The sequence below is a fragment of the Myroides sp. LJL116 genome, from assembly GCF_054871685.1.
On the sequence record NZ_JBTXLR010000005.1, the window covers coordinates 47625 to 60438 of the forward strand.

General features: G+C 32.1%; 14 protein-coding genes. 1 reads left to right on the forward strand and 13 read right to left on the reverse strand.

What is annotated here, in order from left to right; translation table 11 throughout:
• Positions 1-32: 32 nt before the first annotated feature.
• The 5 genes from ACYSNM_RS05825 to ACYSNM_RS05845 all read right to left on the reverse strand — a co-directional run bounded on the left by ACYSNM_RS05825 (position 33) and on the right by ACYSNM_RS05845 (position 6731).
• Positions 33-2828, reverse strand: a complete 2796-nt coding sequence (locus ACYSNM_RS05825; protein WP_461756025.1) for a tetratricopeptide repeat protein — start codon at positions 2826-2828, stop codon at positions 33-35.
• A gap of 31 nt (positions 2829-2859) precedes the next feature.
• Complete coding sequence (locus tag ACYSNM_RS05830) at positions 2860-4305, reverse strand: glycosyltransferase family 2 protein (RefSeq protein WP_461756026.1); 1446 nt, start codon at positions 4303-4305, stop codon at positions 2860-2862.
• Positions 4306-4308: 3 nt separating this feature from the next.
• The gene (locus ACYSNM_RS05835; protein ID WP_461756027.1) at positions 4309-5124 is read right to left on the reverse strand and encodes a HEAT repeat domain-containing protein; all 816 of its coding nucleotides are present in this window, start codon (positions 5122-5124) and stop codon (positions 4309-4311) included.
• Positions 5121-5465, reverse strand: coding sequence for a hypothetical protein (locus ACYSNM_RS05840; RefSeq protein WP_461756028.1), 345 nt, complete (start codon positions 5463-5465; stop codon positions 5121-5123). The genes ACYSNM_RS05835 and ACYSNM_RS05840 overlap by 4 nt, the downstream gene beginning before the upstream one ends.
• A 606-nt stretch (positions 5466-6071) precedes the next feature.
• Positions 6072-6731, reverse strand: a complete 660-nt coding sequence (locus ACYSNM_RS05845) for a TetR/AcrR family transcriptional regulator (protein ID WP_461756029.1) — start codon at positions 6729-6731, stop codon at positions 6072-6074.
• A 435-nt stretch (positions 6732-7166) separates the two neighbouring features.
• On the opposite strand from ACYSNM_RS05845, the gene ACYSNM_RS05850 reads away from it, so the two are divergent.
• Positions 7167-7550 carry a nuclear transport factor 2-like protein gene (locus tag ACYSNM_RS05850; protein ID WP_461756030.1) on the forward strand — a complete coding sequence of 128 codons (384 nt, stop codon included), beginning with the start codon at positions 7167-7169 and terminating at the stop codon, positions 7548-7550.
• A gap of 15 nt (positions 7551-7565) precedes the next feature.
• On the opposite strand, the gene ACYSNM_RS05855 is transcribed toward ACYSNM_RS05850, so the two are convergent.
• From ACYSNM_RS05855 to ACYSNM_RS05890, 8 genes are all read right to left on the reverse strand, one after another.
• Positions 7566-8171, reverse strand: coding sequence for a rhomboid family intramembrane serine protease (locus ACYSNM_RS05855; RefSeq protein ID WP_461756031.1), 606 nt, complete (start codon positions 8169-8171; stop codon positions 7566-7568).
• Between the two features lie 10 nt (positions 8172-8181).
• On the reverse strand, positions 8182-8634 hold the full coding sequence (locus ACYSNM_RS05860; protein WP_461756032.1) for a DUF7832 domain-containing protein: 453 nt from the start codon (positions 8632-8634) through the stop codon (positions 8182-8184).
• A 143-nt stretch (positions 8635-8777) separates the two neighbouring features.
• On the reverse strand, positions 8778-9296 hold the full coding sequence (locus ACYSNM_RS05865; RefSeq protein WP_461756033.1) for a macro domain-containing protein: 519 nt from the start codon (positions 9294-9296) through the stop codon (positions 8778-8780).
• A gap of 12 nt (positions 9297-9308) precedes the next feature.
• Positions 9309-9728 (reverse strand): hypothetical protein, encoded by a 420-nt coding sequence (locus ACYSNM_RS05870; RefSeq protein WP_461756034.1) that lies wholly within the window; start codon positions 9726-9728, stop codon positions 9309-9311.
• Positions 9729-9884: 156 nt separating this feature from the next.
• Entirely contained in the window at positions 9885-10430 is a 546-nt protein-coding gene (locus ACYSNM_RS05875; protein ID WP_461756035.1) for a HutD family protein, read from the reverse strand.
• A 299-nt stretch (positions 10431-10729) separates the two neighbouring features.
• A complete protein-coding gene (locus ACYSNM_RS05880) occupies positions 10730-11224 on the reverse strand; it encodes a hypothetical protein (RefSeq protein WP_461756036.1) in 495 nt (164 codons plus the stop codon).
• Positions 11225-11294: 70 nt separating this feature from the next.
• Positions 11295-12365 (reverse strand): hypothetical protein, encoded by a 1071-nt coding sequence (locus tag ACYSNM_RS05885; RefSeq protein ID WP_461756037.1) that lies wholly within the window; start codon positions 12363-12365, stop codon positions 11295-11297.
• A 91-nt stretch (positions 12366-12456) separates the two neighbouring features.
• Positions 12457-12759, reverse strand: a complete 303-nt coding sequence (locus ACYSNM_RS05890) for a GNAT family N-acetyltransferase (RefSeq protein WP_461756038.1) — start codon at positions 12757-12759, stop codon at positions 12457-12459.
• Between the last annotated feature and the right edge of the window lie 55 nt (positions 12760-12814).

Here is a 12814-nt window from a genome sequence, read left to right on the forward strand (position 1 = left end):
AAAGTAAAGCAACAATTAGTAATTTACAGTACTTAAAAAGCAACATTCACACTCAAATAAAAGTTATATAAATTTTTATATACATCGTCTCCTGCTTTAAAATTACTCCAAGTTCCCATAGCCTTAGCGGATACATTCTTGTATAAAAGTACCCCAAAGCCCAAACCTGCATTTGTATTTAAAATAGATAGACCATCATATAAACTATAATCTAAATTCTCCATCTCAGGAGCTGAACCTATACCAGCTACAGCAGTAAGGAAATTCTTAGAAGAGCCTAAGTAATAATTTGCACCAAAGGATAAATTATACAACCAAGAGTCATCGTAGAAGAAATTGTTTAACTTCACACTTAAACGAAACTCATCGGTTTGCTTATTGGCCCCTATAGCTAGGTTAAAAAGGTGATTGTCCATTAACTTCACATCTGCATTCTCCTTGAATTTTCTATATCCCACTCCTAGTTCTAACTCGGTAGAATCCCAAAAATTAATTTCTCTAAAAACAGTAGCACCCAATAAAAAGCTAGGAAAAAACTCATTGGCAATTCCAACATCTAATAAAGTAGAAGTTCTATTTGTCCAAGCTTTATTCCAATGTCCACTAAACTGTACTCCATGACCTAAATCACGTCCTGTATAACTTAATTTACCCATATAAGTATTAGTGTCTTCAATACGCATATAATGCAGTTCTGTCACGGCAACTTTGGCAATATTCTCATTATAACGAGAGGACATATAATCAATCCCAACAACGTTTTTCATGGATTTTATCTCTAACTCATTGATTTTTAACTGATGCTGCTTGAAATCCATAAAACTTGGCTCATAGAAAGAGTAATAATAGCGCGCCTTGTCATAATCCTTCAGCTTTTCCATTACCATACCTTTGGTATAATTTAAAGGCTTACTTGTTGGGTAATAAGACAAAGACTGATCGATTACTTCAAGGGCTAAAGCAGTATTTTTTTGCTTTAATAATTCTATGGTATACTCCTGGCCCACTTGTTCTAATGCATTTAAAAGCTCTTGATGATATGGCGATTCCTGAATATCTTTTAGTAAAATAGCATATTTTTGTTCCAAAGTATTGGCATAGATATCTTCTTGAACAACTGCTTTTACCTTAAAAAATACATCATCTGGATAAAGTTTCATTCCTCTGTCATTCCAAACTAATGCCTGGTCAGAAAATCCTAGTTGGCTACCTAGGTTTACTCCATACTTTAAAGCTTGTAGGCTATTAGGGTTTTGCTCTAACCATAATTTCACATAGTTATAGCTTTTTTCAAAGGCAAAATCTTCATTTAAAGTCTTTACAATTTGCAAAAGCATCTGGTCGTAACTATCTAAGTAAGAAGGGTATTGCCAGTGGGTTTTATCTTGCAAAATATTTTGATAAACTGCCAATGCCCTAGGGTAATTACCTTGCTCAAAATATAATTGTGCTTTTTTAAACTGCAGATCATTGTCTTGAGGGAATTCATAAATCAAATTATCTAAAGTATTTAGTGCATTGGTATAATCTCCAAGCTCGTACAAAGCAGTATAGATACCTCTTTGAGCTAGAATATCCATCTCATAATCTCCATACTGACTAACTTGGTACCAATAATCAATAGCCTTAGCATACTCCATTTGCTGCATACTTGCTCTTGCTAACTCCAATTGGTTTTGTAAATAATCCATCTTTAATTGCTCATCTTGCTGATAAGCCATAAAAAGCTGATTACTTAAAGCCCTAGCTTTAGAAGTATTTCCACTTTTCTTATAAATGTCTAATTCTTTTACTAATAACTCTTTGCTATTCCCTTGAATACCTCTAAATTGATTCAGGTAAAATAGAGCAGTATCATACTGCTGTCTTTGCATATAGGTATTAAACACATAGGTAAAAGCCTCCTCATTACCATAATTGCCATCCAATACTTTTAAATACAATTCAAAAGGATCTTTATTTTTAGCATTACGAGCAGCTTCTAATAAATAATGTTTATACTGAGCATTTAAGTTATTTTGCTTAAGAAACCCCAATAACTCCTCAAACCTGTTTTCCTGTTCCAAAAGAGCGATCTTCTTTTGCACTAATTCGGTAGTGTTTCCAAATTGTATTAAACCACGATTGGTGTACATTAATGCATTTGCATAATCCCCTGCTTTGATATAATTGTTAATCAATTCCAGGTAATAGCTTTCATTTTGTGGAGAGTTAGAAAGTAATTCTTTATTTTGATCAATTACTCTATCTATGTTTCCATTTTTCTTATCCTCTACAATCTGATTTTCAATACTATATAAATAAGCATCTTTTACACTTTGGCTATTTGGATAGATTTGGGCTAAACGCTTTCTTAATCTATTAACCTCTACATGATTCCCTTGAATATCATATAGATGTATCTTTTTTTGCCAAAGAGATTCTAGGTAAGGAGAAGTTTCCAATAATTCATTCACATAACAAATAGCGCTTGAATATCTTTGGGTTTCTATTTCAACATTCAACAAAATCTGCTTTGCATCATTATTATCCGACTTTAACTCTAAAGCCTTTACTAATTCATATCTAGCCTTATCGTATTGTTTGTGATGATAATAATATTTACCTAAAAGCATCTTGATATCTGAATCCCTTGGGGATTCCTCTACTGCTATATCCAGTATACCTTTACCTTTTTCCCAATTACCATTATTAAACTCTCTATTAGCGTTAGTTACGTAGTCATCCGGATTAAACATTACCTTTTCTTGGGCAAAAACCAGACTATTGAACATAAAGACGGGTAATACAAACAATAGTGTTTTTATAGAGATGGAGTATTTTTTCATTGTGTTTTTTAATAATTGAACCTATTATGTGTTAAGAATCGGTGGGTAGTTTTTCCTCTGTATTTTCCCCAGAGAAGCCCTGTCTTGTCATAGCTCCCCAAGTAAAATCCCTTTTTAATAAAAACTCCCAATACCCCTTTATGCTGAAAAAGACAATAAATGGGTGATAGATAATAGCCTCTAAAGAAGAGAATAGCACTAATTTTAAATACTCTCTAAATGATTTATATTGTTTTTTTACAATTAAGTCTAAGGAAATAGTAACCAAACTCATAGTTATACCAATCATATAAACAAAGACTAGCATTAGCCAAAACGTATCGGAATTAAGCTGGTTTTTAAAAAGTAATACAATCAAAAATATAATACCTATTAATTCAATCATAGGAGCTAAGAATTCAAAAAACAAGGCATAAGGCAATACTATCATACCTAAACGACCATATTTACGATTGAATAATAAGTTTCTATGTACGATAAAAATTTGTAAAAGTCCTCTACCCCATCTTGTGCGTTGTCTTGCTAGAACCTTTAAGTTAGGAGGTCCCTCTGTCCAACAGCATGTATCAGGTATTTGTACAATTTTATATTTTTTCCCTTGGTTACGCATATAAGTAACCATGCGAATTGTCATATCCATATCCTCGGCGTGACTATCTGAGTCGTATCCACCGGCGTGAATAACAATCCTAGTATCAAAAAGACCGAATCCTCCTGATACGTTAGGAATTAAATTGAAAAAGGACCACCCCATCTTAGCCAATAAATAAGACCTTAAATACTCGGTCTCTTGGAATAAAGGAGTAGCTCTCTTTGGAGGTCTTACCCTGGTAATTTTACCTTTTTCTACCTCACAACCATTTACCATACGCATAACTGCACCAACTGCAATTACAGGAATATTGGAATCTAATACAGGTAAAATTACTTTACTTAAAGTATCAGAGGCCAAAATACAGTCTACATCAGTATTAATAAAATAGTCGTATTTAGCCACATTAATACCCGCATTCATGGCATCGGCTTTTGTTCCACCATTTTCCTTATCCACAATGGTTAATCGGTGGTATAATGGGTTAGTGGATCGGTATAAACCTTTGACAGGCTGGCAATGCACCTTGTGGATATAAGGATAGGCAATTTTCTGTAAGTCGAACTCCTCAATAAGTAGTTCCAAGGTTTTATCCTTACTCCCATCATTGACAATAATTACCTCAAAGTTGGGATAGTCTAAACTTAATAATGAAGTAACGTTTTCAATAATAATAACTTCCTCATTATAAGCTGGGGCCACCACGGAAATCGGTGGGGCTATCTCGGGATGTTGTTTTAATTTGAGTTCTTCCTCTGTGGTATACCTAGCTTTATACCTTCTAATATTGAAATATCCTGCGAGTGCCAAACACAAATAAATTACTGTAACACTACAGGCATAAAAATATACTAAGTATTGGTAGGTGAAAAAGATTTGATCCATGTTTTATTCGATGTTCTCTGTATTATATTGGTGAGATTCCACGTAAGCAATCAAAGATTTCTCAAAGGTTGTACTTGCATTATTCTTGATTTTCGTAAAAGCTCCTCTATCGATAGGAGAAACAAGGTGAATCTGCGTTAAAATATGCACTAAGAATTCTTTATCCTGAGTGTTATGGTAAATAGTATCTAAAAAAGAAATGGCTTTGTCGCCTTTTACCTGTCCCATATAGCTAATAATAGCTGTTTGAAGCTCTTTTTCACTATAAGGATAGTCTTCCATAAAAAGTTCAATAGCATCTAGGTATTCTAATTCTCCAAGAGTAAGTACTATTTGAGTTTTTACAAGTAGACTAGAACTTTGGGTATATATCTCTACTAATCGCTCACTACTTTGCTCTTGTTTGAAAAAACCAATTTCCTTGACTAAAAATGCTTGATACTTTTCATTCTGAGCCATAGAAACCCATCTAATTAAAGAAGGCAACTTCTCAGTTTTTGCCTTATTACATAAAGAAGTATGTATTCTAACTTGATCTAAGGCGTTAAAGTCACTATCAAAATCATTGTCTAAAAACTGATAGGCATTATTAGAATTAAATTTAATAAAAACGCTTTTTGCCTGCTTTCTCACGTTTTTATTACCAGAATATAGTTTGTGAGATACAGCACTACCTGATATGTTTTCACCAAGGCTATCCAAAACGCGTAAAGTATCCGCATTAGAACGCTTATCTTTTGTTGTTAAACGCTCTTGCCAGAACTCAGGAAGGCGTAACACTTTTAAGACTTTCTTGTAATTTTCAGTATTTACTTTCATTTATTCTCTTTTATCATGTTCACTAACATTTCTGTAAGATAGGTTTTCTCCCAAGTTTTTAATTTGTGAGCTTCTATAGATAAGGATTGCTCTACTTGTTGGGTACTTAATATGTCATCACAAAAAAGTACAGTCTTTAATTGTTCCCCATATTTATCATATACTTGGTCTCTACGTTTTTTTTGCTGCCTTAACTTATATGCAGTCCAAAAAATCCTCGTCAATGAAATCAGGTATAATACAGCCATTACCATAATGAGTAAAACTGTAATTCTTATAATTGGAGCGTAACCATTAAAGTGAGAGCTCAGATAGAAAAAGTAATAAGAAATCGTATCCATTTGCAGTAATTTTTATATGTCTACAAATATTAACAGAAAAAACAAGAGATAGTTCTGTACTAGTATATGTCTTACGTAAAAAGACAAAGCAGAACGGTTTCAAAAAATAGGGAGTAATAAACACCACTGTAAATCAGAACTTTACAGTGTAAAAAAGAAAAGTGAAAATAATAAAATGCTCAGCCTATAGAATTTATTGAAACAAGATTCATCAAAAAAAGACAAGGATTAGACTTTTGAAACACTTAAAAAAATCTTTTAAATCTCTTAAAAATAAGCTAAAAAGCTTATCACCTCCAAGGGAAGGTTAACAAAAAATAAAGTATATAATCTTTTATACTAAAACACTCGTTATATACTTATGGATATTTATAAATAATAGTACATAAACAACAAAAACTGTTATTTATATAAATATAATTAAAGATAGTATAAAAAGCAAGTAATTCTCTAAAAATCTATCTAAAATTAAAACCTCAAGATTTAAACTGTTCCTGGTAAAATAAATATCTAAACTAGGTGCTATAGCTTTTATAATTATACTATTGCATATTAAATAATATCTCTATAAAAGCTAAAAATTACTTCGCTAAAAAAGCCTCTGTATTAAGGATTAAAAATTAGGGAAACCAGTGATTCAACTGCATCGTTAATCCTCTCTTTACCTTGATCGCTTGAAATGTCTACTCCACAAAAAGTACTACCATTACTAGAGGAATGCAAAGACAAATAATATAATCCCGCTACTTGAATCGCTAGTATGGCCCTTAAGTCTTTTTTAGAATCTCCAAACTGATCCTCTACTTTTTGTAGAATACCAACAGATAACTCCTCTCTGCTTTTAGCTAGTTTCTTTAAGGTCGGATTATCGTCTCCCAATTCCCAATGGATTAGTTTACGTAAAATCTCGTGCTCATTTAGTGTATTGAACTGTCCTTGAAGTAATGAAGTAACAGCAGTTTTATCCATAGAGGGTAACTCTTCTACTAAGGCTTCTATTTGCTGTTTTCCTTTATTTTGCCAATAATCATTTTGTTTTAAAAATGCAGTAATAAGATTGTCTACATCTCCAAAATAAAAAGAAATTAAGCGTCTATCCACCCCAGCTTCCTTAGTGATATTAGTAATGCTTAAACCTTGGTATCCTTCTCTTTTTAAAACCCTGCCTACGGCATCAATCATATAACTCATGGTTCTTGCTTTATCACGAATTGGACCAGAGGTAACCTTTCTCGGCTTATTTGAATTGTTCTTTTTTGACTCCATACTAATATAAATAAAACGCTTAAGAATTTTTCTTGTCTTCCTCTTATAAAGGCCTGGAAAACACAAGTAGTAAGATAAAGTTTTTTTTTTCGCTGAACAAAGAACAAAAGTTAAACTTAGCATCCCTTTTACAGCAAAAGACCTGCAAAAACAATTGTGTTAAATTACCATCCAAATCTTGAGATATAACAAAAATTAATATTCTTATCCTATTATATTATCATTTGGTTTCCAATAAATTAAAGGAAAACAAAACATCAAAGAGGCTACTTTTTTCAAAACAACTCAAATATGCCTTTTTAGGCATATTCCAATCTTACAGAAAAAGCATAATTTTTCATTTCTGCTATAATAAAATTTATTTTATAGCTGGTTTTTTTATAACTTTAATACCTAAACCAAGGTATTTATAACAACAAAACACCTGTATTTTCTATGCCAAATAAAGAACAAATTATTAAGGAGTATATAAATGGGTATAACCATTTTGATTTAGAGAAAATGCTAGAACACCTCAGTGAGGATATTGAGTTTATGGATATACACGAACATAGACTAGTAATCCACCTTATAGGATTACAGGCCTTTAAAAAGCAAGCTTGTCTGAACAAGGAGTACTTTAGCTCTAGGGAACAGATTATCCAAAAAATAACAAAGCAAAGCCACAATACCTACTTAGTAGATATTCAATTTAAAGCAACGCTTTGTCAAGACTTACCTAATGGTCTTAAAAAAGGAGAGAATATTCATCTTAAAGGACAAAGTACTTTTGAGTTTAAAGATGCCAAAATCATCAAATTAACCGATAATAGCCTATAGTATTGTTTACTATGTCTATTTGGAGTTTTGTTTTTTTAAGGTTTTACAAAAGTATCTAGCCAATACTAAACCAGCTATAGCTCCACAAAGGTGAGCTTGCCAAGAAATATTCTGGGCTAATTGATCATTGGGAAATAGCCCAAAGACCAAACTGTAATAAATAAGTCCTATGCCAAGAGAGACAATTAAGCTAATTATTTTTTTGGTATATAGTCCTGCAAAAAATAAAAAACTAACGAGCATATAAATTAAACCACTAGCCCCTATATGACAAGAAGCAGTTCCTGTTATAAATTCAGGCCAAAGCCATAAAAAAAGTCCACTTAATAACCATCCAAAAAAAAGGACCTTCCAAGCCAAAAAACGATAAAATAGCAATAAGGCCAAACAAAGTGGCGCAAGAGCCACCGAATTGGATAAAAGATGAGCAAAATCACCATGTAAAACTGGAGCCAATAATATACCCTTTAATCCACTTAAGTGGTAAGGAATTACACCATAACATCCTGAGAAAAGACCTATTTTCTGAAGTATGAAAAATAGCCATAACACCCCTACTAATACTAAGGTGTTTATCAAATCCCTCTTTGTCAAAAAAAGTTTTCTAGCTTTATCTTTCATAAGATAGGTTTTAATTGCGCAATACCTGGTATTGCTTAAAACGATGATCTAATACATCTTCTATTAAAAAATAGTTTTCCCATGTATCTAAAACATAGTATAAATCTTGGTCTGCACCTAGGTGGTAACTTTGGGAATAGTCACTAAAATAGTTAGCTATAGAAGTGGAGAACTCTCCATCTTCCTCATAATACTGCAAAGTAAAGGCATTGCCAAGCTCATTGAGTAGATCACTTGTTAAAACTCCTCTATAATGAAAAAGCAAAAACTGACTACCAGTTAGTTTTCTTTTCTTGATATCTTCTAATTCCTTTTGATGATCTTCCCATATTTTAGAAGACAACAAATTATTATCTAAACACCAAGTAAAATAAATTCCAATATGAGTAGCACCATTTTCAGGAGGTAGATCAATGGGATATTCACCCTTACAATGCCATATATAATCGTCGTATTTTATCATACACATAAGTTGTAAGACTAAAAATAAAAAACTTCCATAGGATTTGGGGTTCCTTTAGCTCACAGCCTACAAAAATACTTATTTTTTATTTAAATTTAAGAAATAACTAAACAATAAGGATAAAAACTCCCATATAAAAGAAATTACTCCATTAATTCATTATAAATAACATAGTTTTCAAAATCCGCGCAAACAAATAATACCTCGAATTTAGTACACCTATCTTTTAGAAATTCTCTCACGGTATCCAAGGCAATTTGTGCAGCAAGCCTCTTATCTACCCCATAGCAATAGGTAGAGATACTACTAAAGGCAATACTTTTATATCCTTTAGCGCAACACAATTCCATGGCATTATAATAGCACAAAGCCAATAATTTCTCAAAATCCTTATGTCCAGCAGAATAAAGTGGTACAACGGCGTGAAAAATACTTTTAAAATCCAAATTTCCAGCTTGCGTTTGCACTACAAATCCTATAGGTATTTTTGGATATTTAGCCAAAAATTGCAAGCTTTGTAGATAAACTTGCTTACCTGCTTGTTGATGAATTTGCTCATTCACCCCTTTTGCTGGTAATAATTTAGTGTTAGCTCCAATAACAATTATCTGAGCCTTAACTTGAGAAATATCTCCTTGAAGTACCTTAATTGCTTTATCCATTATTTAAAATTCTTATAAGAATTTCTTGCACAAGTCCTTAAAAAAATCCTCCTCTATGGGAAGAATTTTTTGTAAAAGGACTAGGTAGGCATCCTTTGTTCCACTGTTTTGAATTATTTTTTTTCTATTTTTTAAAACAAATCCCTCACTAAAGACCATTGATCTACATCCAATTGCATAGACGTAAACAAGCTCCAAATAGGGATACTTATTAGAAAACTCCACTACTCCACTCTCTAAAGCATAAGCTATTTCTTCCTGGCATAAGTTTTGGTCTAAGAAGGATTTAATATCATTATAAAGTACTAATATTTTTTTATCTTTCAAAGTCAAAATATCAATCACCGCTAGTGGAAACAAATACTGTAGTTGTTGAGTGAATTCACTTGGATTGTTTTGAGAAACTTCTAAAAAAAGAAAAGCTGCTTCCATAATTAAAGATTTGTCATATACTACAATATAGTATAAACAAGTACTTTAATGAAATAAACTAGATTATTAAACCTCAATGACAATGTTAATTCTACTTTAATAAACCTCTTCATTTTATCAATACAAAGCCCCAAATAAAATCGAAAACACTTTATTTTAAGGTAGTTTCCAATGTGCTATAATCGCCTTCTTATCGCAAAATAAGCTCCTTAACTCCTCTTTAGACAAATCAAACAACAATAGCTCTTGTTCCTTTAGATAATAGCTATTAAGATTAGTCACCACAGTGGTAGGCTCAAGGGAGAATACCATTACAAAGCCGTTATTTTTAATCTCTATACTATGGTCTATCTTTAGAAAATGCTCTTTTATACTTTGATGCAGCATAAGATTGAAATCCGTACCTAAACTAAAGCTTTCAATATAATCACTAGAGTTAAAATAAAACATCTCTTGTCTTTTAAAATGCTTCACCTTAGCATTTTGTTCCACTTTTAGATCATTGTCTAGCATTACTAAGTAGCGCTGATAATGTAAAAATTGGGTAAAAACACTTGGAACACTACGGATTGTTGCTACACTTATACGAAAGAGAAAATCTTTTTTTTCATAGCTAGACTCTTTAGGATAGATAAAGTAGGAGAATGTCTCTCCGCCGGCCCATTGTACAGAGGTTGTTTGATTTTTCGTAACTAAAGACATATTTTTTATTTAAAGATAAATAAAAGCCTTCATTTACAAGGAGAATTCCCCTTAAAAAAAACTAGAAAATTTTAAACTCCCTTCTCTATATTCAACCTCAACTAAGGGCAATACATTTGGAGAGGTGTATTGTATAATTTGCATTGTTCTTTTTAAAAAATTGCAAAACCAAAAGTATAAAAATGAAAAAGAGGTAAATCACAAAGATCATTGTCTTTGTAATTTACCTCTTGCCCTATGTGTATGTCTCTAAGAGAAGCCTTACTATCTATAGTCAAATCCTTTAGGATATCATGCACTTATTCCATGATGAATTTAACATCTTTATTGTACTGCTTGTCGACAATTACCCCAACAAAAGGATGTATAGAGAAACTTCTTTGCTCGCTTTCACTTTCAATAGAATAGATAAACTCTAAATGATTTTCTCTGTCCTTTAAGCTAATTGGCTTAATTACAGTTTCTTGATTGGTAACCGGACCTATGATAACAATAACAAAGTATTTATCAAAATCAATAGGAGTTGCCTGGCTATTTTCACTCATTGTTCTGCCTACAGAAAAATAAGTATCGAATTGTTGTTTTGATTCGATTTTCAAACTAATCACAGAAGTATTCTCAATGGTATTCAGAACAAAATAGTTCTCGATCACCTTATATGGTACTAATGCATTATTTAAAGTCGCCGCCTTTTGGGAAACTTCTTCTTGAACATTTACAGTTGGTTCTTTGACTTTATCACAAGCTAAAAAGCCCATGCAAGAAATAAGTCCTATTATAAGTGTCTTTTTCATATTTCATCGTTTAATATCCTATCAACGAAAACAAGACAACTTTAGTATGTTTATCTTTAAAAAAAATTTACTAATTCTCTAAAATATTCCTTTGCAACACAAAAACAGTGTCATAAGGTGTTTTTCTAGGTTTACGTGGGTAAAACACAATACCAAATTTATTTTCTTCTATAGGACTAATACTAGATAGAACTAAATCATTATTATCTATATTAAGTACCTCTTTATTTAAAACATTGGTATAACCAGATTTGTTTTTATTATAGAAAAGCTCCAATAAGCTATCTTTTTGCACCACTAACCATCCGTTACCAAATTCGGTAGTAAATTGAACCGCTGTAGTATCTTGGTTTATTTTCTGAGGATGCCATGTCCCAAAAAACTCATCCTTTATATCAAATAAATCAATATACATCCCTTGGCCTTGTTCATCGATTTCTACTAAGCCTATTTCTCCATCCTCTTCACATAAAAGGTAAGAATTACCCTCAAAAGACAAAGCTAAAGCCTCATGTACAAAAGGAATATCAAACTCTAAAACTCTTCTTCTTAATTCCTTCCCATTTTGATCTATTTCCCTATGTAGCCAACCTTGTTCGATCTCAGTGATTAGCTGTATAGTGTTACCTGTAACACATACTTTATTATCCTTAGGTAAAGCAATGGCCACTTTAGTTTCCTTTACAATGGTATTATCTTCAAAGTGAATAACGCGCATGGTATCAGTTTTAGCCTCTTTCCACAAATCAACTTCGTAAAAAATAGAGCTATTACTAGTGGTTCCTATAAATCTGCCTTTAAAATCTTTGTTTGTTTTAAAACCAATTTCATTAGGAGAAAATACAGGTTTGCAAAAAGCAAAATCTTTTTCTCCCTCATGCATTACCACCGATACAAAGCTTTCTTTATTTGGGCTAATGAAAAAACAAGGAAGAGTTCCTTTATCCTCTACAACTTCTTTGGTCTGTCCCTGTTGATCTATTATAGTATACACCAACTTAAAATCACTATTATCTGTGGCTTGACTATAAACATAATTTGCCAATAGCAATCCTTGATTGCTCCAACAACTCCCTTTGGCTTGAATAGCAAAAGGCACTTTTATTGTTGTAATTAATCCAAATGATGTTTGTTCGTTCATAAAAAAAATATACTTTTTAATTCCCTACAAAGGTAAGAAAAACAAAATTGTTTAATTGGTCAAGAAAAATACATTTTTCCTTATAAAGGTATTAATGTAGTAGATCTGGATTAACAGATACAAACTCCTTATACTCAGGGTACTTCTGTAGCATTGCATCCACGAAACTACAACAAGATACAATTTTCAAAGAATGCTCTTTGACATAATGGATTAATCCCTTTAAAAATAATTCCGTCCCCACCCCTTTTTGCCTGTATTTAGACTTTACCATAGTATGGTCGATTACTATGGTATTTTCACGAATGTGATAAGCCATCTCTCCAGCACGATGGGTGTCGATAAAGGCCATAAAAAGTCCCTTATGTGTTTGATCTTCGTGTGCAATATTCATCGTGAAAGAATTTAAATCGTTGAACTATTAAATTTAGCACATATTGTTCTAGATA

What these genes read in the sequence shown, in the direction of transcription:
- ACYSNM_RS05860 (WP_461756032.1), bottom strand. Translation starts at nt 8,634, where the DNA reads ATGATAAAATACGACGATTATATATGGCATTGTAAGGGTGAATATCCC.
- ACYSNM_RS05880 (WP_461756036.1), bottom strand. Translation starts at nt 11,224, where the DNA reads ATGAAAAAGACACTTATAATAGGACTTATTTCTTGCATGGGCTTTTTA.
- ACYSNM_RS05850 (WP_461756030.1), top strand. Translation starts at nt 7,167, where the DNA reads ATGCCAAATAAAGAACAAATTATTAAGGAGTATATAAATGGGTATAAC.
- ACYSNM_RS05890 (WP_461756038.1), bottom strand. Translation starts at nt 12,759, where the DNA reads ATGAATATTGCACACGAAGATCAAACACATAAGGGACTTTTTATGGCC.
- ACYSNM_RS05835 (WP_461756027.1), bottom strand. Translation starts at nt 5,124, where the DNA reads ATGAAAGTAAATACTGAAAATTACAAGAAAGTCTTAAAAGTGTTACGC.
- ACYSNM_RS05865 (WP_461756033.1), bottom strand. Translation starts at nt 9,296, where the DNA reads ATGGATAAAGCAATTAAGGTACTTCAAGGAGATATTTCTCAAGTTAAG.
- ACYSNM_RS05830 (WP_461756026.1), bottom strand. Translation starts at nt 4,305, where the DNA reads ATGGATCAAATCTTTTTCACCTACCAATACTTAGTATATTTTTATGCC.
- ACYSNM_RS05855 (WP_461756031.1), bottom strand. Translation starts at nt 8,171, where the DNA reads ATGAAAGATAAAGCTAGAAAACTTTTTTTGACAAAGAGGGATTTGATA.
- ACYSNM_RS05825 (WP_461756025.1), bottom strand. Translation starts at nt 2,828, where the DNA reads ATGAAAAAATACTCCATCTCTATAAAAACACTATTGTTTGTATTACCC.
- ACYSNM_RS05870 (WP_461756034.1), bottom strand. Translation starts at nt 9,728, where the DNA reads ATGGAAGCAGCTTTTCTTTTTTTAGAAGTTTCTCAAAACAATCCAAGT.
- ACYSNM_RS05885 (WP_461756037.1), bottom strand. Translation starts at nt 12,365, where the DNA reads ATGAACGAACAAACATCATTTGGATTAATTACAACAATAAAAGTGCCT.
- ACYSNM_RS05845 (WP_461756029.1), bottom strand. Translation starts at nt 6,731, where the DNA reads ATGGAGTCAAAAAAGAACAATTCAAATAAGCCGAGAAAGGTTACCTCT.
- ACYSNM_RS05875 (WP_461756035.1), bottom strand. Translation starts at nt 10,430, where the DNA reads ATGTCTTTAGTTACGAAAAATCAAACAACCTCTGTACAATGGGCCGGC.
- ACYSNM_RS05840 (WP_461756028.1), bottom strand. Translation starts at nt 5,465, where the DNA reads ATGGATACGATTTCTTATTACTTTTTCTATCTGAGCTCTCACTTTAAT.